The organism is Thermosulfuriphilus sp., assembly GCF_054026695.1.
The window spans coordinates 1-19,185 of the sequence record NZ_JBPMLP010000011.1 but is presented as its reverse complement, the minus strand read 5'-3'; the positions used below and the strand labels follow the sequence as shown (position 1 = coordinate 19,185).

At 49.4% G+C, this 19,185-nt stretch carries 24 protein-coding genes; 14 read left to right on the top strand and 10 right to left on the bottom strand.

Going from position 1 to position 19,185, the window contains the following annotated elements:
• Positions 1-16 precede the first annotated feature (16 nt).
• Genes ACXJJX_RS01955 through ACXJJX_RS01940 form a run of 4 tightly spaced genes read right to left on the bottom strand, consistent with a single transcriptional unit; the run spans position 17 to position 3,617 of the window.
• Complete coding sequence (locus tag ACXJJX_RS01955) at positions 17-1,120, bottom strand: GspE/PulE/PilB domain-containing protein (protein ID WP_456431360.1); 1,104 nt, start codon at positions 1,118-1,120, stop codon at positions 17-19.
• The gene (locus tag ACXJJX_RS01950; protein WP_456431359.1) at positions 1,117-2,571 is read right to left on the bottom strand and encodes a hypothetical protein; all 1,455 of its coding nucleotides are present in this window, start codon (positions 2,569-2,571) and stop codon (positions 1,117-1,119) included. The genes ACXJJX_RS01955 and ACXJJX_RS01950 overlap by 4 nt, the downstream gene beginning before the upstream one ends.
• Positions 2,572-2,587: 16 nt before the next feature.
• Positions 2,588-3,214, bottom strand: a complete 627-nt coding sequence (locus tag ACXJJX_RS01945; protein ID WP_456431358.1) for a GTP-binding protein — start codon at positions 3,212-3,214, stop codon at positions 2,588-2,590.
• Positions 3,201-3,617, bottom strand: a complete 417-nt coding sequence (locus ACXJJX_RS01940; RefSeq protein WP_456431357.1) for a roadblock/LC7 domain-containing protein — start codon at positions 3,615-3,617, stop codon at positions 3,201-3,203. The genes ACXJJX_RS01945 and ACXJJX_RS01940 overlap by 14 nt, the downstream gene beginning before the upstream one ends.
• Positions 3,618-3,755: 138 nt before the next feature.
• On the opposite strand from ACXJJX_RS01940, the gene ACXJJX_RS01935 reads away from it, so the two are divergent.
• The 6 genes from ACXJJX_RS01935 to ACXJJX_RS01910 all read left to right on the top strand — a co-directional run bounded on the left by ACXJJX_RS01935 (position 3,756) and on the right by ACXJJX_RS01910 (position 8,194).
• Positions 3,756-4,598 carry an HDOD domain-containing protein gene (locus ACXJJX_RS01935; protein ID WP_456431356.1) on the top strand — a complete coding sequence of 281 codons (843 nt, stop codon included), beginning with the start codon at positions 3,756-3,758 and terminating at the stop codon, positions 4,596-4,598.
• Between the two features lie 63 nt (positions 4,599-4,661).
• On the top strand, positions 4,662-4,856 hold the full coding sequence (locus tag ACXJJX_RS01930; protein WP_456431355.1) for a hypothetical protein: 195 nt from the start codon (positions 4,662-4,664) through the stop codon (positions 4,854-4,856).
• 170 nt (positions 4,857-5,026) lie between these two features.
• Complete coding sequence (dsrA, locus tag ACXJJX_RS01925; protein ID WP_456431353.1) at positions 5,027-6,316, top strand: dissimilatory-type sulfite reductase subunit alpha; 1,290 nt, start codon at positions 5,027-5,029, stop codon at positions 6,314-6,316.
• 127 nt (positions 6,317-6,443) lie between these two features.
• Entirely contained in the window at positions 6,444-7,568 is a 1,125-nt protein-coding gene (gene dsrB, locus ACXJJX_RS01920; RefSeq protein ID WP_456431395.1) for a dissimilatory-type sulfite reductase subunit beta, read from the top strand.
• A gap of 19 nt (positions 7,569-7,587) precedes the next feature.
• A complete protein-coding gene (locus ACXJJX_RS01915; RefSeq protein WP_456431351.1) occupies positions 7,588-7,818 on the top strand; it encodes a dissimilatory sulfite reductase D family protein in 231 nt (76 codons plus the stop codon).
• A 127-nt stretch (positions 7,819-7,945) separates the two neighbouring features.
• Positions 7,946-8,194, top strand: a complete 249-nt coding sequence (locus ACXJJX_RS01910) for an FmdB family zinc ribbon protein (protein ID WP_456431349.1) — start codon at positions 7,946-7,948, stop codon at positions 8,192-8,194.
• A gap of 44 nt (positions 8,195-8,238) precedes the next feature.
• Here ACXJJX_RS01910 and ACXJJX_RS01905 read toward each other — a convergent pair whose 3' ends face one another.
• The 3 genes from ACXJJX_RS01905 to ACXJJX_RS01895 all read right to left on the bottom strand — a co-directional run bounded on the left by ACXJJX_RS01905 (position 8,239) and on the right by ACXJJX_RS01895 (position 10,500).
• A complete protein-coding gene (locus ACXJJX_RS01905; protein WP_456431347.1) occupies positions 8,239-8,811 on the bottom strand; it encodes a tetratricopeptide repeat protein in 573 nt (190 codons plus the stop codon).
• 12 nt (positions 8,812-8,823) lie between these two features.
• Complete coding sequence (locus ACXJJX_RS01900) at positions 8,824-9,819, bottom strand: DVU0298 family protein (protein WP_456431345.1); 996 nt, start codon at positions 9,817-9,819, stop codon at positions 8,824-8,826.
• Positions 9,820-9,891: 72 nt separating this feature from the next.
• The gene (locus tag ACXJJX_RS01895; protein ID WP_456431343.1) at positions 9,892-10,500 is read right to left on the bottom strand and encodes a tetratricopeptide repeat protein; all 609 of its coding nucleotides are present in this window, start codon (positions 10,498-10,500) and stop codon (positions 9,892-9,894) included.
• A 328-nt stretch (positions 10,501-10,828) separates the two neighbouring features.
• On the opposite strand from ACXJJX_RS01895, the gene ACXJJX_RS01890 reads away from it, so the two are divergent.
• The 8 genes from ACXJJX_RS01890 to ACXJJX_RS01855 all read left to right on the top strand — a co-directional run bounded on the left by ACXJJX_RS01890 (position 10,829) and on the right by ACXJJX_RS01855 (position 16,552).
• On the top strand, positions 10,829-12,277 hold the full coding sequence (locus ACXJJX_RS01890) for a cobyrinic acid a,c-diamide synthase CobB (RefSeq protein WP_456431341.1): 1,449 nt from the start codon (positions 10,829-10,831) through the stop codon (positions 12,275-12,277).
• A gap of 125 nt (positions 12,278-12,402) precedes the next feature.
• Complete coding sequence (locus ACXJJX_RS01885; protein WP_166032392.1) at positions 12,403-12,591, top strand: 4Fe-4S dicluster domain-containing protein; 189 nt, start codon at positions 12,403-12,405, stop codon at positions 12,589-12,591.
• Between the two features lie 226 nt (positions 12,592-12,817).
• Complete coding sequence (locus ACXJJX_RS01880) at positions 12,818-13,108, top strand: hypothetical protein (protein WP_456431338.1); 291 nt, start codon at positions 12,818-12,820, stop codon at positions 13,106-13,108.
• Positions 13,069-13,515, top strand: coding sequence for a threonyl-tRNA synthetase editing domain-containing protein (locus ACXJJX_RS01875; RefSeq protein WP_456431336.1), 447 nt, complete (start codon positions 13,069-13,071; stop codon positions 13,513-13,515). The genes ACXJJX_RS01880 and ACXJJX_RS01875 overlap by 40 nt, the downstream gene beginning before the upstream one ends.
• Before the next feature lie 2 nt (positions 13,516-13,517).
• Positions 13,518-13,826: a hypothetical protein gene (locus tag ACXJJX_RS01870; protein ID WP_456431334.1), complete on the top strand. Its 309-nt coding sequence runs from the start codon at positions 13,518-13,520 to the stop codon at positions 13,824-13,826.
• Positions 13,827-13,903: 77 nt separating this feature from the next.
• The gene (gene mdh, locus ACXJJX_RS01865) at positions 13,904-14,827 is read left to right on the top strand and encodes a malate dehydrogenase (RefSeq protein WP_456431332.1); all 924 of its coding nucleotides are present in this window, start codon (positions 13,904-13,906) and stop codon (positions 14,825-14,827) included.
• On the top strand, positions 14,824-15,999 hold the full coding sequence (locus ACXJJX_RS01860; protein ID WP_456431330.1) for an MltA domain-containing protein: 1,176 nt from the start codon (positions 14,824-14,826) through the stop codon (positions 15,997-15,999). Before mdh ends, ACXJJX_RS01860 begins: the two co-directional genes overlap by 4 nt.
• Positions 15,992-16,552, top strand: coding sequence for an O-acetyl-ADP-ribose deacetylase (locus tag ACXJJX_RS01855; protein ID WP_456431328.1), 561 nt, complete (start codon positions 15,992-15,994; stop codon positions 16,550-16,552). The genes ACXJJX_RS01860 and ACXJJX_RS01855 overlap by 8 nt, the downstream gene beginning before the upstream one ends.
• Here ACXJJX_RS01855 and ACXJJX_RS01850 read toward each other — a convergent pair.
• The 3 genes from ACXJJX_RS01850 to mnmE all read right to left on the bottom strand — a co-directional run.
• The gene (locus tag ACXJJX_RS01850) at positions 16,539-17,171 is read right to left on the bottom strand and encodes an O-methyltransferase (protein WP_456431326.1); all 633 of its coding nucleotides are present in this window, start codon (positions 17,169-17,171) and stop codon (positions 16,539-16,541) included. The two genes, ACXJJX_RS01855 and ACXJJX_RS01850, sit on opposite strands and share 14 nt — an antisense overlap.
• Complete coding sequence (gene rsmG / locus ACXJJX_RS01845; protein WP_456431324.1) at positions 17,164-17,790, bottom strand: 16S rRNA (guanine(527)-N(7))-methyltransferase RsmG; 627 nt, start codon at positions 17,788-17,790, stop codon at positions 17,164-17,166. Before rsmG ends, ACXJJX_RS01850 begins: the two co-directional genes overlap by 8 nt.
• 19 nt (positions 17,791-17,809) lie before the next feature.
• Positions 17,810-19,185, bottom strand: a 1,376-nt coding sequence (gene mnmE, locus ACXJJX_RS01840) for a tRNA uridine-5-carboxymethylaminomethyl(34) synthesis GTPase MnmE (protein ID WP_456431322.1), incomplete at its 5' end; no start/stop codon positions are given.

Here is a 19,185-nt window from a genome sequence, read left to right as displayed (position 1 = left end):
CCGGGGTCTCCTCGGTCTACTCCTCCTCTTCTTCAGGGATGACTTCAAGCTGGCTGAAGACGTCTTCATCTTCTTCTGTGAGGCCATACTTTCCGTAAAAATAATCAATAAATTGATTGATATCTTCGCGCAGGGCCACGACAAACTCTAGATTTTTGGCCTTTATGACCCGGCGGATGGCGTCTATTTTGACAATATCATTGGGGTTATCTATGGCCACCACGACAGTGCCCCCCGGCTTCTCCAGTATAGGGACACAGACATTGGCCCTTAAAAACTGTTCTCTTACTCCCTCAAGACAAGAGGGTTTTTCACCGGCCTCAAGCTCATTGAATTCCACAAAGGGACGTTTATAGAACTCGGCCAAGGCCTTGCCAACCTCTTCTTTGGGAACCCCAAAGTCCTCAATGAGGGTCTTTTCAATGGAGGTTCCCCTCTCCTTGGCCAACTTGGTGGCCTCTTCGAAATCCTCTTCGGTGATAATCTTTTTCTGGATCAGGTAATAGAAACGACCGAAACGCTCTACCTGACGGGAAAGTTCCTCAATGCGTTCGGCAACATTGAGATAAGAGGGATTGATCTCCTTGACTTTTTCATAATATTGAATGGCCTTAGTATAGGCTCCTGCGGTCTCTAGGGCCAAGCCGATTCGATAACAGGTATCAAGGTATTGATCTGTCCCCACTCCGGGGGCCTCAAGGGCCTTTTTCAGAGCCTCGATACCCTCATATATCATGCCGTGGCTGATATAGGCCTCTCCCAGGTGACGCCAGCATTCAAACTCCCGGTACCCTTTTTCAATAAGACGGCGGAATTCATTTATGGCCTCGGGCAGAAATCCGGAATCTTTAAGGGCAATGGCGTTGAGAAAAGCCTTCTCGTTTTCATCCACCTCAAGGAGCACCGGGGCCTCGTGACTATCAGAGGATTCCTGCCCTAAAGTGGCTAGTTTTTTCTGAATCTCTTCTCGAAGGCCGTCTCCGTCTTCAGGAGCAAGTTCTGGTAGCTCCTTAAGCAGGGTCTCATAGACAGACCGGGCCTCGTCTATTAAGCCCTGGTCTAGGTAAACCTCGGCTTCGATGAGTCTCTTTTTGATCTCTTCAGGGATTTCTGCCTTCATAGATCCTGACCCCAAAAGTTTTCCTTTATATGTTCCAGGTCGTAGTAGGGAATTTTTTCACCATCTATCTCCACCAACCCAATAGCCCCCTCGGCCGGGAAAAGTTTAGCCTTGGGGGAGAGCTCAAATTCCAAAGCCTCGTCGATGCCCAGGGCCAATCCTTTTTGGCCGTCCCAAAGGATGAGGACCGTCTCGGCTGTAGGGCTTAAGGGGATATAGGGGGCAGAGAAGGTCAGAAGACGATTTTCGGAGATCTGGCTTAAGGCTCCTCGGAATTTCTTGTTTAACCGTATAAAAGGCCATTTTAACCAATAGGCCTTAAAGACTCGATTGTTGACCAGCTTCTTTTGGAGGCGTTTAGGGAGTTTATCGAGAAAGCCAACCTGTTTTTCGGGAACAACAAATTCCCTTTCACCAGCAAAACAGTGGATTACTTTGTAGTCTGGAGGGGTGATCTCAGGTTCTTTTTCTTCTTGGGGCTCCTCTGGCCTGGGGCCTTGTTGGGGAAGGAGGAGGTTTTTGCCAGAGACCTCAAGGTCTATATCTATCCATTCCGGGGCGATAGAAAGGGCAAATTCGATCTCTGATTTCATCTGGGCACATGTCTCCGCTAGTCGATCCAATCCTCGGGCCTTTCGGAAGAGACGTTCAAATGTCTGGATAAGATGAAGACATTTCTTCAGTATGTTGCTCTGAAGTTCTAATAGATCCCGAATGCCTTCCGGGGTCTCAGGTGGTGGGGCTTTGGTCTCTCCTAGTTCTTTTTGAAGTTTTTCTAGTCCTTTAGAGATATCTTTCCCCTGGCTTAAGGCCTTAAGAAGTCCTAGGGCTCGATAGAGGAGGGCCATGGTTTCTGGGGTAGCCTTTGAGGGATCTTTAAGTCTTTGGGCGGCCTTATCCATAAGAGCAGCAATTTCGGCCACTGGCCCTCCAAAGGCCTTCAGCCTCTCAAGCCACTGTTTGAATTCCTCCAGGTATCTTGGTGATACTTCCCAATCAAGGGCCAGAATGGAGGCCTCAACAGGCTCAAGGAGGGTAACAAACTCTGGTTTTTTTTCTCCTTCAGTTGGTGATGCTGGTTCTGCTTCGTCTGTCTCGGTGATCTCCTCTATTTGGCCAATTTCTTCTTGAGGAGCGATCTCTTCCAAAGAGAGGCTGATAAAATCATCTCCTGAGGCATCTCCCGCCTCGTTGGGGCTGGAGGCGGGTACTTTTCCAGAGGGCTTCTCCTCCTTTTCCTCTTCGGGAATAAGTTCAAGGATTGGTTCTGGTCTGGAGACCTCTGGGGTCTCTCCTCCGGGTTTTTCTGTTTTAGGTTCGGGCTCTGGAGCAGGGGGCGAAGGTGTCTTCTTTTCGGTAGCCGGCTTTTCGATTACCGGCTCGAAGACCTTCTCAATGGCGGCTTCGATTTCGGCCTCAAAGTCTGACCTGTCGGGAAGGTCGGGAGCCATCTCTTCCTCCTAAAAATTATGCGGCCTGGGTATCCCGGTAGATGTACTTCCGGGCCACATGTAAAACTGTAAGTTTGCTTATATGTTTAAGGGTCTCAAAGACCCCAATACCTTGAGTGGCTACTGCCTCGTAGTAGGGGGCCTTGAGTTCACTGTTGAGGTCCCTTTCCAGCTCTTCAATGGAGAGTATGGGGACTCCGGTCTTAATCAAATCTCTTTTGTTATACTGAAAGACAAGGGGGATGTTGCTGATATCAAGATTGTATTCCCGGAGATTGTTTTTGAGATCTAAGAGGCTTTCGATATTTTTCTCTCTGCGGACCCTGAGACTATCAGCCACAAAGACCAAGCCATCAACCCCTTTGAGGACGAGTTTTCGGGTAGAGCGATAAAGGGTCTGGCCGGGTACGGTGTAGAGTTGGATACGGATGTTTAGCCCTTTGATCTTGCCCAGATGGACGGGCAAAAGATCAAAGAAAAGGGTCCTTTCCCCCTTGGTTTCTATGGTAAGCAATTGCCCACGGTGATTATCAGAAATATTCTTATAGATGTGGAGAAGATTGGTTGTTTTGCCACATCTACCTGGTCCGTAATAGACAATCTTACAGTGAATCTCTTTACGACTGAGATCAATTAGCGCCATTTCCCCTGCCGTCTGAACCAAAGATCTTAGCGATTTCCTGGGCTACTTGGGCGGCCTTAAGCCGGACTACCCCCAGGGAGATGTCATCACCGAAGATAAGTACCAGAATGAGATGGGGGCCTATTTTGCTGAAATGAACACTTTCTTTTTTGCCTTTATGAAAAAGGAGGGTGAAGTCCTCTTCTCCAATCATTCGGGCAATTTCGCAGGTGGCTCCGAAATTGGCTGCGGCTAAAGCCGCCAGCGAAACTGTATCCAGGCCTTTATTATCCCCGGTGTCGACGAGGATGTTCCCGGCCTCATCAATCAGAAGGGCCATGTGAACCCCTGTGGATATAAGGGCCTCTTCAAAAAGGGCCTTTGTCTGTTCGATTCTTTCAGGGGTTAGGATAAAATCGGCCATACCGCTCACCCTTTTATTCCAGGAAAATGTTATTCCAGGAAAATGTCTCATTTTTCTTATCGACGGGGGAGACAGGCTTCTTAACTGAGACTCAAGCAGGCGGCCAATAATTCCGATGAATTGATGGGAGATGAATCTATGGAAGTCCTTGAAAAGCTCAAAAACATAGACACCCTACCAACGATCCCCCTTACCGTCCAAAAGGTCCTTCAGGCCTTAGAGACGGACGATATCTCGGCCCAGGAGTTAGAGGAGATCATCAAGGATGATCAGGCGCTGGCTGCCAAGATCCTCAAGGTTTCTAACTCTCCTCTTTACCGGGGAGGGCAACCCGTAGTCTCCTTGAGGCAGGCTATTATGAGGCTTGGATTTGTTGAGGTTAAAAACATAACCTTAGCCCTGGCTTTGACTCAGTTTGTAGAGAATAGCCGCCCTTTTGAGGAGTTTGATCTCAATAATCTCTGGCTTCACGCAGTGGTTACTGCTCGAGCTGCAGAATATCTGGGCAAGGAGCTATCCTCTGATACAGAGGCCCTATATACAGCCGGGCTCCTTCACGATATTGGTCGCTTTATTATCTATCTTTATTTACCAGAGGACTTTGCCAGGATATTCAAATTGAGTCGGGAAGAGAGCCTTTCCCTGACCGAGGCCGAGGGAAGGTTTGGGGTCTCCCATGCTGAGGTGGGAGCTTATCTGGCCGAGAGCTGGAATTTCCCCGAACCTATTGTTAAGGGCATCAGATGGCATCACCAACCGACCGAAACGAAGGATTCTTCCAACCTGGCTGGACTAATATATGTAGCTGATGCGATAACCTACCCTTTGGGACTAGGGGGGGATCCACGGCGGCAGCAAACGGCCCTTAAGGTTCCCCGCAGTCTGGGGCTCACTTTAGAGACCATCAAGAAAGTGGCCCGCAAGTTGGCCCAAGAAAAAGAGGAGCTAATCATCTCTTGGGGGACGGTCTTTACAGCCTAGGAGCTTTTCAAGAAGCTGAAATTCTTTTAAAATAAAAACTCTACCATGGGTAGGAGGTGAATCATGATGACCTATGGAGAGGCCAAAAAGGTGCTCCAGGATTCACCCTGTGGGCGGACAGTTTATCTTTCCTGTAACGATCCCGACACTTGCGCCGATATCCTCTCTCTCATTAAACGTAGTCCTAAGTATCGTCTTATGAGCCTCAAAAACGAAAAGGCCCGCCTCAAGCTAGTGGTTAAAAAGGCCAAGTGCTAGGCGAAAGGCGGGCCTAGGCCCGCCTTTCTTTTTGCATGTGCTAGTCCTCACATTTTTTAATTGACAAAGAGATTGCCCTATTATACAAAAAGCCCGGTAGAAAAATGAATGGGCGCTCATTCGCCCATTCCCTATCTTTTCTTTGGTAAATCTTCAAAAGGAGGGAGATAATGGCGGACATCAAGAAACACGACACCCCGATGTGCGATGAGCTAAAATCGGGTCCCTGGCCGAGCTTTGTCGATGATATTGACAATTATGGCCAGGCCAAGGGCAAACAGGCCTGTATGGATCTTTTGGGACAGCTGGAGCTGTCCTTCAAGAACAGGGAGACCCACTGGAAACACGGTGGAATCGTTGGTGTCTTTGGTTACGGTGGTGGGGTTATCGGCCGTTATTCGGACCAGCAGGATAAATTTCCGGCCATTTGGGCCTTCCATACAGTGCGGGTCAATCAGCCGGCCAGTAAATTCTATCATTCGGCGGCTCTAAGAAAGCTTTGTGATATGTGGGATCATCGTGGCTCTGGGATGACCAACTTCCATGGGTCTACGGGGGATATGGTTCTCTTGGGGACTACTACCGAGCAGCTTGAGCCTATTTTCTTTGATCTTACCCACCAGATGAAGATGGACTTGGGCGGGTCTGGCTCTAATTTGCGGACGCCTTCTTGTTGTGTTGGTAAGGCCCGCTGTGAGTGGAGTTGTATTGATACCCAGGAGCTCTGTTATGATCTTACCATGACCTATCAGGATGAGCTTCATCGTCCAGCCTTCCCTTATAAGTTTAAGTTTAAGTTTTCCGGTTGTCCTAATGATTGCGTGGCGGCCATTGCCCGGGCTGACCTTTCGGTCATAGGTACCTGGATTGATGATATTCGCATTGATCAGGAGGCAGTGAAGGCCTATGTTGGTGGTGAACTTAAGCCCAATGCTGGGGCCCATGGAGGGCGTGACTGGGGGGCTTTTGATATCCAGAAAGAGGTCATTGATCTCTGCCCGACCCAGTGCATGGCCTGGGATGGCGAGAAGCTTTATATCAACAACAAAGAGTGTAACCGCTGCATGCACTGTATAAATGTTATGCCAGAGGCTTTGAGGCCGGGTACTGATACTGGGGCTACCATTCTCATGGGTGCTAAAGCCCCTATTCTTGATGGTGCTCAGCTTTCAACAGTGATTGTTCCTTTTATGCGGCTTGAGCCTCCTTATGACAACCTGAAGGAGCTCATTGAGAAGGTCTGGGATCTCTGGATGGAGAACGGCAAGAACCGGGAGCGTCTGGGTGAGCTTATTCAGCGCTTCACTCTGCCGGAGTTTATCCGCCAAATCGAGGTTGATCCCATTCCCCAGATGGTCAAGGAGCCCCGTTCTAATCCTTATGTCTTCTGGCGTGAAGAGGAGGTCCCTGGGGGCTGGAAGCGCGATGCGGCCGAGTTCCGTAGGCGGCATCCAGCTTAAATGTTAATTTGAAGAGATTATAACCTTTTTAGGAGGTGAAGATATGTCAGAGAAGACGTACGATCCGATTTATGATCAGCCATATGATCCTAATCTGGCCGAAAAGCTTTATAATCCCAAGAAGCCCATGGAGAACCGGATTACCGATATCGGTCCTCCAAAGTATGACCAGTTCTTTCCCCCGGTAATCAAAAAGAACTATGGTAAGTGGGTGAGCCATGAGATTCTTGAGCCCGGGGTTCTCAAATACAAAAGCGAAACCGGAGACGTGGTCTACGTGGTTCGCTGTGGTACCCCTCGGTTAATTACTACTGATTATATTCGAGAGATCTGCGACATTGCAGATAAATACTGTGATGGTTACGTTCGTTGGACTACGCGGAACAATATTGAGTTTCACGTAACCGATGAAGAGACCCTTCGGGCCCTTAAGGATGATCTTAAGGGACGTAAACATCCTGGTGGTTCATATAAATTTCCCATCGGAGGCACGGGGGCCAGTGTAACTAACATCGTCCACACTCAGGGCTGGGTTCACTGTCATACTCCGGCCACCGATGCCTCTGGTGTGGTTAAAGCGGTCATGGATGATCTTTTTGAGTATTTTGGTAGCCATCGTCTCCCGGCTCAGGTGCGCATTGCTTTGGCCTGTTGCCTCAATATGTGTGGTGCGGTTCACTGCTCTGATATTGCCATTCTTGGTATCCACCGTAAGCCCCCTCTGGTAGAAGACGATCGTATTACCGGTGTCTGCGAAATCCCGCTGGCCATTGCGGCCTGCCCGCTTGGGGCTATTAAGCCGGCCACGGTGGAGATTGAGGGTAAGAAGATCAAGACCGTCCGGGTAAATGAGAAGCGTTGTATGTTCTGCGGTAACTGCTATACTATGTGTCCAGCTATGCCTCTTGCAGACGGCGAAGGTGATGGTATTGCCATCTTGGTCGGTGGGAAGGTCTCCAACCGGATCAGCGCACCCAAGTTCTCCAAGTTAGTTATCCCTTATCTGCCCAACGAGCCACCAAGGTGGCCTAGTGTGGTCAAGGCTATTCGGCATATCCTTGAGGTCTATGAGAAGCATGCTCGGAAGTATGAGCGCATTGGTGATTGGATTGAGCGTATAGGTTGGGAGAAATGGTTTGAACTTACTGAGATTCCTTTTACTGAGAAGAGCATTGATGACTATCGTTTGGCCTATGACACTTATCGGACCTCAACCCACTTTAAGTTCACCAACCATATCCAGGTAAAATAATAAAAGGGGGCATTGAGATATGGCCGATATCGAAGAAGTGAAACAGAAGATCATGGAGTTCATGGAAAAGAAGGCCGCTGCTAAATCAAAACTTTATCTAAAGGATATGCAGCGGGCTCTGCCTGATTATTCTCCTCGGGAGATTAAAAAGGCGGCTAACGCCCTAGTTCAGGAAGGGAAGTTGGAGTACTTCTCTACGGGATCAACTGTTATGTACGGGATCCCAGGCAAGGGGCAGGCCGTAGAATAACCCCTATCGGGTACTTAAAGAAGACCCCGCACACCCCCAGAAGGGGAAGCGGGGTCTTTTATATTTAGTCGATGCGCTTTTTTCTCTTTGGGAATGGTAAACTTGTTTGAGATAAAGGGAGGAGACCATGCCCATCTACGAGTTCCGTTGTGAGGATTGCGGTCATGAATTCGAGACCCTTCTTAAAAGTCGGGATAAGATTTCAGAGGTCTCCTGTTCTAATTGTCATGGTAAAAGGGTAAAGAGGCTTATGAGTGTGGCCCGAGCCCTTATTTCCGGAGATTCCAAATCTTCTGGCCCCAGAATTGTTGATCAGAAGACCTGTGACACGGGGACGTGTACCCATGTTGATCTTCCAGGGTACACGCGTTCTTAGGCTTTTGGTCCAGAACTAATGCTTAAATTTGTGAGCTTGCCGGACTAAAGGCCTTCTTTGATTTTCTCTAGTTCTTTGATACCTTTTTCGACAATTCTCAATTGCTCTAGGGAACCCAGCCCCTTGTAGATTTTTCGAGCCAGTTGATAGGCCTCAAGGGCATCATCAAACTTTTTTTGGTAGGTATAAACATCGCCTATTCCAACTAGATATCTGGCCGCCTTGTGGGCATCGCCGAACTTTTCAGCTAGCTCTAGGCAACGGAAAAAATAAGGTAAGAGGCGCTCATATTCTTTTTTCTGCCTGAGGATGTCGATTATTTTTTCGGAGATAAGGACCGTGCCGATGGAATCTCCTTCTTCTTCACAGACCTCAAGGACATACTTGTAGGCCACCAGGGCCTTGTTCAGGTTGCCTCGGATGAGCTGAAGATCTCCAATCTTTTCGGCGATATTTGCGGCCTGTCCTAGTTGGCCAAGTTCGTCAAAAAGGGCAAAGGCCTCTTGGTAAGCTTCAAGGGCAAAGCCGACGGCCCCTTTGGCCGACCATTCTTGGGCCTTGTCCAGAGCTTCTTGGGCCCTTTTTTCTTTGTCTTTTGAGAGAGAATCTGCGGTCATTTTCTGTATCCCTTAGGTGGCTTTTAATCCTCTTCGAGCCAGCTGGCCGACGGTAAGGGTTTGGAGTCTTTGCCCGTCGAAGAGACGAAATTCACCTTTGTCGTTGCTCAGCTGTTTGAGAAAGCTGGTGGCCTCTTTGGCTCCTATTTGAAGGATAGCCCAGAGGGCGTGTCCTCTTACTTCTGGATCTGGATCATCAAGGAGGTCAACAATGGCGAAAAAAGCCCGCGGCTTTACAAGTTGGGGATTCCTTTGGCCAATACGACCCAGGGCCCAGAGGGCTGCCTTTCGGTTGGTGTCATCTTTGAGAAATGCCACAAGGTTGCGGATAAAATCGCCAAACAGATCTGGACAGCGGCTGATAATCTCTCCTACGGCTTCAAGGGCGCCCCAGTTGGTGGCTGCCGAGTCGGCACTGGCCCAAATAAGCCCCTTGATAAGGTCCCCCACGGAAGAGACTCTCTCTGGGCACAACTCTTCGGCCACCTCGGCCAAGGCCATGACTGCCTTCCAGCGAAGGGATTCGTCAGCACTATAAAGGACCTTCTGAAGACTTCGAAGGACGCCTGTTGAGGCCCGGGCCAGATCTTTGAGCTCCCCTAGCCTTCCGGAGGCTATCAATCTTTCAGCCTGCTGGCGGCTGAGACGCCGTCTTGAAGGAGGCGAAGGTGAAGGAGGGCCGGATGAGACGGCCGGAGATGAAGGAAGAGGTCCTTGAAGGTCACCCTTTAGTTTGAGAAAGTAGAGAATCCCTCTGATCCTTCGTCCTTCCCATTCTCCTCCTGGTACCAGCCGGTGGAGCCGGAGATCATAGTGTTCCAGTAGAGCATCTTGATAGTCTTCATCGGGGAGAAGATCCCAGGCCATCTCTTGATGGGGGCGACAGGCAATAGTCAAGGCCTCGACCATGGCGGCTCCAATATTGTGGCCGGTGGCGTCGTGGAGATAGAGAGCTCCGCAGTCACAGAAACCGATTTCAAAGTCACCAGAGTAGATATCTGGGCGCATTTGGGGAGGAAGGATCTCCTGTTCACAAAATGGGCATCGAGGTTCTTTTAAGGAGATGTAAAGGGGCATTTTTTAAAAAAGTCTCTTCTTGATTTCTTCAATGAGCTCTTCGGGGACAGGATAGCCGAGTTCTTTGGCCCTTTGGGCGTAGTCAAGGGCCTCTTGATATTCTCCGAGATAAAAGTGGGCTACAGCCAGATTATTAAGGGCCACGGAGAAACCGGGTTCCAGCTCAAGGGCCTCATTGCAGGCCTCTATGGCCTTTTGGTATTCTCCCTTCTCTACCAAGGCGGTGGATAGATTGACCCAAGTGGTGGCCATCCCGGGGCGGACTTCGAGGGCCTTTTTATAGGCAGAAATGGCCTCCTCCAGGCGACCTTGTTCAAAGTAGGCCAGCCCCAGGTTTGTCCAGCCTTCAGCTGAACGGGGATAAATCTTTAGGGCCTGTTCTGTTTCCCGAATTCCGGCCTCTAGATCCCCTTGTTGGAAGTAGATAGTTCCCAAATTAATCCGGACATCGTAGGCATAAGGATCTATTTCCAGGGCCTTCTTGAGGGTTTCAATAGCCTCTTGGGCTTGACCCTCTTGCCAGAGGGCCAAGGCCAGACGGTGGTGAGCAAATACGGACTGCGGATTTTCGGCCAGCTCTTTTCTTAATGCTTCAATAATTTCCTTTGCCATAGTTCTCCACCTAGGGCACAATTTTAAAAGCCGGAGACAATTTACCCATTTGTGGAGGCTTTGCCAATGGAAGAGATGGTTTTAAGGTGTTTGGCCTGTGGGGGGCCGGCCCTTCTCAAGGGATGTTGAGCCAAGGCCCGGGTGACCTGCCAGAGATGCGGGCTAGAAAGGCCGTCTCGAGAATATGAGGATCAGATCGAGGCTCTTAAGGAGGCCTGGATATCTTCCCTAAAAAAAAGATATCCCTGTGGTTCTGGTTGACAAAGACTAGGCCGTCATATATCTACTAGCTGAATGGCGATTCACTGACTATCCAAAGGCCCCTTTTATGAAAAGACCTCAAGCTCGTATTCCTCGTTTGACTATTTCCGCCTTGAAGGGCGGGGCCGGGAAGACCTTGATTACCCTGGGTATCCTTCATGGCTTACGTCTTAAAGGTCTTAAAGTGATTCCTTTTAAGAAGGGGCCAGACTACATTGATGCTGGTTGGTTGGGGCTGGTAGCTGGGGGGAATTGTTATAACCTTGATCCCTTCATGATGGATGCCTCGGCTATTTTGGACTCCTTTGGAAAAAGAATCCCTGGGGCTGATCTGGCTCTTGTTGAAGGCAATCGGGGGCTTTTTGATGGAGCCGATGTTGAGGGGAGCTGTTCGACGGCCGAGTTGGCCAAACGATTAGCCTCGCCGATAATTTTAGTCCTTGACTGTACCAAAGTCACTAGGACGATAGCCGCCCAAGTGCTAGGCTGTCTTCATTTTGCCCCCGATTTGGCGATCAGGGGGGTAATTCTTAACCGAATTGCCCGTTCTCGGCATGAGCGTATCGTTCGAGAAAGTATTGAGAAATACTGCGATCTTCCGGTTTTGGGAGTTGTGCCCCGGGTGGGTAACTTTTTACCTATGAGGCACTTGGGGCTTTTGCCTTGGCAAGAGTATGAAGAAAGATCCCGCGTCTTAAAAATTCTTGAAGAAAAAGTGTTGGCCAATATTGACCTTGAGGCCATTTTAGCTCTAGCCCGTGAGGTTCATCCCGTAAGCATTCCAGAAGTGGACTCCCCGCCTAACTCTTCTTTTAAGGTCAAGATTGGGATTTTCAGGGATGCGGCCTTTCAATTCTATTATCCTGAAAATCTTGAGGCTCTTGAGTCCTGTGGGGCGGAATTGATCTTTATCAATGCCTTGGAGGATTCCCGGCTTCCAGACATTGATGCCCTTTATATCGGAGGAGGTTTTCCCGAGACCCAAGCCGAATTTTTAGAAAGCAATCAAGCCTTGCGTCAGGATCTCCGTGAGGCCATAGATGATGGTCTTCCAGTGTACGCGGAGTGTGGAGGATTGATGTATCTTGGCCAGAGGATAATCTACCAGGGACGCTCCTTTGAGATGGTCGGGGCTTTGGGGCTTGATTTTGAGGTCTGCCCCCGTCCTCAGGGACACGGCTATGTGATCGTCAGGGTTGAGAATGAGAATCCTTTTTATCCCAAAGGTCTGGAAATAATCGGACATGAATTTCACTATTCTCGCCCCAGAGGTGAAGCCGGTCTAAACTTTGCCTTTAGGGTCTTGAGGGGGTATGGGGTGGATGGTTTCCATGACGGTATCATCTACCGAAACGTACTTGGTACCTACACTCATATACATGCCTTGGGGTGTCCTCTCTGGGCCCCGGCTATCTGTCGTCTGGCCGAAGAATATCATCTGTATAAGGCGGGTCTTCGAACTAAAGCTCCCCTCTGGCTTTCTTATGGAGTCTCTAAAAAAGAGGTAGAAGTATAGAAAAGAAACTTTTGGGCTTTAAAATATTGGTGAAAATTGTGTCAGATCGTGGTAAGGATCACCGAGGTGTTTTGGGGCCAATGGGGTCCGTGTAAGGGCCTAAAAAATTAACTGAGGAGGGAAGTATGTTCCAGATTACCATCGACTACGACAAGTGTGCGGCCGATCAGGAGTGTATTAATGCTTGCCCGGCTCAGGTTTACGAGGTCGGAGATGATGGCAAACCCGTCATCGAGCGTCCTGAAGATTGCCTGGGCTGTGAAACTTGTGTTGAGGTCTGTCCTCAGGGGGCCATTACTGTAGAGGAGATCTAAATCAAAGCCAAATAGTACCAAAAAGGGGGGCATTGCCCCCCTTTTCTATTTTAGAACTTCGGTCATTTACTTAATAATTAAGCTTTTATCAAGGTTGATATAGTGTTTAAGCCCAGAACTTTAAAGTTTAAAAGGCTTTTCTCTTAATACCTCTGAAGACTTCGTTTTATCGAGCATTTTAAAAATGAGGGTTGAGTATTGATTCAGCCAATCTTAAAATAGGCTTATGAAGATTTGGAGATGGATTTTAGGAATTGTTATTGTCTCTGTGGTTCCTGGTCTGGTCTTTGTCCTTTTTTCCTGTGGTCGGACTCCGGTCAAGGGAGATTATCACAATCCTTACTCCCTTGAGGATGTCAAAAGGCTTATGGATTTCCATGGGGCTCTGGTCGCCCGCTATGATGATGGGCGTTGGTATTTTCTCTCAGGTCGTCGTTGGTATCGTCTGGATAGCCCTTTTGCTCTTAAGGAGTGTGCTTGTCTCAGTTCCCGGGAATCAGATCAATACTTGCCTTGAAGCTTTTGCTCTTTTTTGCCAAGGAGTTTTGGTCAAGCCCTTTTGCCAAGGTTCTCCCCGGGGCTGAAGAGCCTTCGGGGCCTCTTTCCTTGAGAGAAGCAGTGGTGGTCTTTTATCATCTTGAGGCTGAAGACATGGGGCGGGAGAAGTCTTTAATAGGCAAAATGGTAAAAAATATCAAGTGGCTAGCTGGGAAGTTTGCCACCAAGACAGTCCTTTTACATTCATTTAGCCATCTTTCCACAAGCAAGGCTCCGCCAGAGTTGGCTTTGGCCATAATTCCTTCGGTGCGGCAGCGGCTTGAACGGGCAGGATTTCTTGTCCACGAGACCCCTTTTGGCTATCTTAATGAATGGAAGATGCATGTGGGCGGGGAATCCCTGGCCAAGGTCTTTAAGGATCTTTAATAATGATGAGGGTTTTATTGGTTCTCTTTACTTTGGTCTTGTTTACGTCTTCTCCTGCTTTCTCCTTGACCGTGGAGGAGATTATAAGGCTTAAGGGGGCTGGGGTCTCTGAAGAGATAATTGCTCTCCTTATAGAAAAGGAGGCGGAGTCTCGAATCCTTTCTCCAGATAGGACAGTGGGGATGGGAGAGATCATTCTTCCTGATGGACGGCGAAATTTTATTTATTATTCGGTGACCTCGCCGACCCTCGAAAAGGAGCCTTTATCTCAGGTAATTATCCCCTTCTGGGCGATAAAAGTATCTCCTTAAAGTCTTCTCTCTGGTCAAATAGATCTATTTCAGGTAAAGAATCAGCAAATTAAGAACTGAAGGGGGAATGTCTCTTCATGGCTAAGATCACTATTGTGGGAGCAGGGGCGGTAGGGACCTCGGTAGCTATCTGGGCCTTTGTCAAGAAGCTGGCGGATATAGTCCTCATCGATGTAGTGGAGGGGCTGGCCAAGGGCAAGGCCCTTGATCTAGCTCAGGCCAGCCCCCTGTGGGGATATTCTGGAAGGGTCATCGGAACACAGGATTGGGCGGCTTCCGAAGGCAGTCAGATAGTGATAATCACTGCCGGAAGGCCGCGTAAACCGGGGATGAGTCGTGATGATCTCCTTAAGGTTAACCTTGAGATTGTCAAATCCTGCGTGGAAAATACTATCAAGTATTCCCCTGAGGCCTGTTATATCGTGATTACTAATCCTATAGATGCCATGGTTTATACGGCCTATAAGGTCTCTGAACTCCCCAAAGAAAAGGTCATCGGTATGGCCGGGGTTCTTGATTCGGCTCGGTATAGATATTTTCTGGCCCGGGCCTTGGGGGTATCTCCGGCTGACGTCCAGGCTATGGTTATGGGCATCCATGGAGATCACATGCTCCCCCTGACCAGACTAGCCAACGTAAATGGGGTACCGGTAGAGAATCTCCTTTCCTCTGGGACTATGGCCGATATTGTTGAGCGGACTCGGCACGGGGGAGCCGAGATTGTCAGCTATCTTAAAACCGGAAGCGCTTTTATTACCCCCGGCCTTTCGGCCATCGAGATGGCTGAATCTATTATTCGGGATCAGAAACGTCTTCTCCCCTGTGCGGTCTACCTCGAGGGGGAGTTCGGCCTTTCGGGATGTTTTCTGGGGGTACCGGTGATCCTCGGGCGTTCTGGAGTGGAGAGAATAGTTGAATTCCCCTTAGAGGAAGGGGAAAGGCAGGCCTTAAGGGCCTCTTTTGAGGCCGTCAGGCGTCAGATCGAAGCCACTGGTCTGTGAGAAGAAGGTTAGGTTGGTTAGCTCTTTTTCTACTCGTTCTTCTAGGGGCCCTTTTTCTGCGTCCCTTGGTCTGGGAGAGGTTTTTCAAAAGGCTACCTTATGAGTCCTGGCCGGTCACTCGTCTCCCTTTAGTAGATCAGGGGCCAGATGAGGGACTTTTCCGGGCCCTTTCAGCCAGCCGAGCCTTTCTTGAAAGATCTTCACAAGAAAAATTTCCCTCTCCTCTTGGTCCTCTTAGCCGCAAAAGAATTCTTAGGACCTTAGAGGTCTTGGAAGAGGCCTTTAGGCTTCCTCGAGAAGAAAGATCCTCTTTTTTAAGGGACCACCTAGTGGCCTATCGCTTAACTCCGGCTCTTTTGGTCACTGGTTATTATGAGCCCCTTATAAGGGGAGCTCGCCGACCTTCATCTCGTTTTAATTTTCCTATCTATCGTTGCCCAACTGACCTGGTGACCGTTGATCTGACTCTTTTCGGTCTTGAGGGCAGGCTTTGGGGGCGTCTTGATGGGCGTTTTCTGGTGCCATACTACACCAGGGAGGAGATAGATATCAGGGGAGCCCTTCGAGGACGCTCTCTTGAACTTTTTTGGTTAGAAGACCCCATTGAGGCCTATTTTCTCCAGATCCAGGGTTCAGGGGTTATAGAGCTTCCTCAAGGAGAGAAGGTCAGGGTTCATTTTGCCTGTGCCAATGGCTGGCCCTACAAAAGTTTATCCCAGTTGCTCCCCCAGTCCAAAGAGATAAAGGGCCTTGAAGATATGAAGAAATATCTAAGGTCTCTTCCGGATCCTTTGGCCCTTTTGGCCAAGAATCCTCGCTACGTTTTCTTTGAGGAGGTCACCCGAGGTCCCCTTGGGGCCCTGGGCGAGGTCCTGGTACCGTTTAGAAGTGTGGCCCTTGATCATCGATTTTTTCCCCCGGGGGTACCTCTTTTTTTACTCACCGAGCTTCCGAGCTTTAGTCTCCAGGGCCAGTGGCAAGGAACAAGGTCCTGGGGGGGCTTGGTTTTTAACCATGATAAGGGGGCAGCGATAAAAGGTTTAGATCGTTTAGATCTTTTCTTGGGCACCGGAGATACCGCCGGTAGGATAGCCGGTCGGCTTAAGGCCGAGGGGGAGATTTTTTTACTTCTGGCTCCTTCAGAAGATCAAAGGGAGGTGCGGAATGATTAGGGCCAAAATCGGTGGGGCTCTTTTAATCATCAAACAGGGTGACATAACCCAGGAGGATACCGAAGCCCTGGTGAATGCTGCCAATGAGAGGCTAGCTGGCGGAGGAGGTGTAGATGGGGCGATCCATCGGGCCGGTGGTCCCAAGATTATGGAGGAATGCCGCCGTATTGGCCACTGCCCTACTGGACAAGCAGTGATCACTACCGGAGGCAATCTCAAGGCCCGCTGGGTCATCCACACCGTAGGGCCCATCTATAGAGGGGGCAACAAGGGGGAAGCCCAACTGCTGGCTAGTGCCTATCACTCGAGTCTAAAACTGGCCAGTGACCGGGGGATAAAGACTCTCGCCTTTCCCTCTCTCAGTACAGGTGCCTATGGTTACCCTCTCAAAGAGGCCTCTTCAATCGCCCTTGAGACCATTACAAGTTATCTTAAAGAGCATCCGGAAATAAAAGAGGTTCGGATGGTCCTTTTTGGAGACAAGGCCTACATGATCTACGAGGAAAGCCTCAAAGAATTAGCAGAGAAGGATCCCTTAATCAAAATGCTTTAGTAAAAAGCCTCCTCAAACGCTCATAAAGGTAATAGATGTAGGCGTAGTAAAAGTAATTTATATAATTTTTAAGTCTGATATCGGCTTGTGGGGCTTTGAGCCCTCCTATCCAGATTCGATATCCCAGGAAACGACTGTACGGATAGATCCTAAAGGCCCGATGGTATCTTTTCCTCTGGGCATCGTGGAGGAGGACAAGCCCTCCCGGCTTGAGATGTCTGGGAGCTTCCAGAAGACATTCCTGTCTCTTGCGTCCATCGACAAGGATCAAATCATATCTCTGGTTAAGCCTGCGGGGCCATTCTATATATTCCTTCATGGGAATCTTTCTCAGCTTTCTCCCTGGACCATCGAATCTGACCAGGTTTAGCCTTACGTGGGGGATGCCTTCGACGGCCTTGAGTACGGTCTCAAACCACGATTTGTTGTGTTCGATGCTCGTCCAGGTATAGCTGATTCCTTGGGAGGAAAGAAAGCGGGGGAAATAGAGGGTACTTCCACCACTACCCCACTCGAGGACATCTAGGTGATCCTTCTTAAAATTTAGAAGGACGGACTCTATGATTCTGATGTCTTCTTCGTCCATGTAGGGTTTGACATCCGGGGTAAATTCAATCATGGCCCTTGATCATAAAAACAAGGCAACGCCTTGCCTGGGAAAAAGGTAACCTGAGTTTTTTAACTTTAATTTGCCTCCGAAAGGCCTCTGGCAGTAAGGCCAGTTCTTCTTCAACTCGAGGGCCTTTCATGGCCACCAACACACCTTGAGGGGCTACATAAGGCCAAGCCAGATTATAAAAGGTCTTAAGGTCTGTAAAGGCCCGACTGATGACTACTTGATAGCCTTTGTGCTCTAGTCCTTGGCAATCTTTTCCCAGATAACAGCGCATTATCTTTACTCCCGAAAGCCCCAAGGCCCCCACAGCGTAGGTCATAAAAGTGACCCTTTTGCGTCTAGGCTCTATCAGGGTAAGCTTCAGGTCTGGGTGGACAATCTTTAGAGGTAAACCAGGCAATCCGGCCCCCGAGCCCACATCAAGGAGACAGGCTCCAGAAGCAATCAGGGGAAGGGGAGTGAGGCTATCGATGATATGCTTCTCTAAAATCTCAAGGGGGTCATCCAGGCTGGTGAGACCAAGTGGTCGGGCATAGTAGATGAGAAGATCGGCCAAACGGATAAGCTTTTCAGCCGCCTCTGGGCGAATCTCTATCTCCAGGGCCTTTAGCCCTTTTTCCAAACTTAGGAGTTGTTTTTCCTTATTTACCAATGCAGAATTGGTCAAAGATTCGGTTGATGATCTCCTCAGTGGTGGTTTCTCCGGTTATCTGACCAAGGTGGTCTAAGGCCTCTTTCAGATCAACAGCAATGATTTCTGGGCTTTCTTGGGCCTCAAGACCAGCCAAGGACCTTTGGCAGGCCTCAAGGGTTCGTTCAAAGGCCACCTTTTGGCGAATATTGGGAACAACCTGTAAAGATGCCCCTTCCTTTTGGCTAACCAGGCTTCGGTAGATCTTCTCCGTAAGTTCTCCCAAGCCTTGGCCGGTCAGAGCCGAGATAAAGACCAAATTTTCTGGATAAAACTTCTCTTTTAAGGATCGGAGGCGCTCTTCAGAGGCAATATCAATCTTGTTTAAGGCCACAATGTGAGTCCTGGATTCAATTCTCTGGTAGATATCCTGATCCTCAGGTGTGAACCCTTCTGAAGCATCGACGACGAAGATGACGAGATCAGCCTCCCGGATGCGTTCCTGGGCCCGACTGACCCCGATTTCTTCAATTTCATCTCGGGCTACCCTGAGACCAGCGGTGTCTATAAGATTTACCGGAATTCCCCTGATGGTAGCCAGACCTTCAATGAGGTCTCGGGTGGTTCCAGGAATGGCTGAGACAATGGCCCGTTCTTCTCGAAGCAGGGCATTGAGGAGGCTAGACTTACCTACATTGGGCCGTCCGGCAATGACCACCGAGATTCCTTCTCTAAAGACGCGAGTAACTTCATAGGCTGTCAGTAGTTCTTGGATAGGGGTGATTGCCTGAGAGATGATCTTCTGACGGAGTTCATAGTTGGAGATAATCTCGAGGTCCTCTTCTGGGAAGTCTATGGCTACCTCGATAACGGCCAAGGCCTCGCTCAGGGCCTCTTTGATGGCTTGGGCCTTTTGGGCAATTCCCCCCTTCAAGGCCGAAAGGGCTAGGGAGAGGCCCTTTTCACTTCGGGCCTGGGTAATCTCAGCAATAGCTTCGGCTTGGCTGAGATCTATCCGGCCATTGAGATAGGCCCGACGGGTGAACTCCCCCGGTTCTGCTGGTCTGGCCCCCTGTTTGAGGACCAGTTCCAGGATTTGAGAAAGAATCAAATACCCGCTGTGGGCTTGGATTTCGAGAACATCTTCCCGGGTGTAGGAATGAGGGGCCCTCATGAGGACACAGAGAACTTCATCGACCGGCTGATCTGTTTCAGGATCAACTATCCAGCCGTAGTACAGCCTGTGGCTTTCAAAGGATTTGAGCGTTCTTGCCGGTCGAAAAAGCCGGTGCATGATCTTTTCGGCAAGGGGGCCACTTATTTTGACGATTCCAATAGCCCCAGGACCTGGAGGGGTAGCGATGGCGGCAATAGTGGCCTCATTGT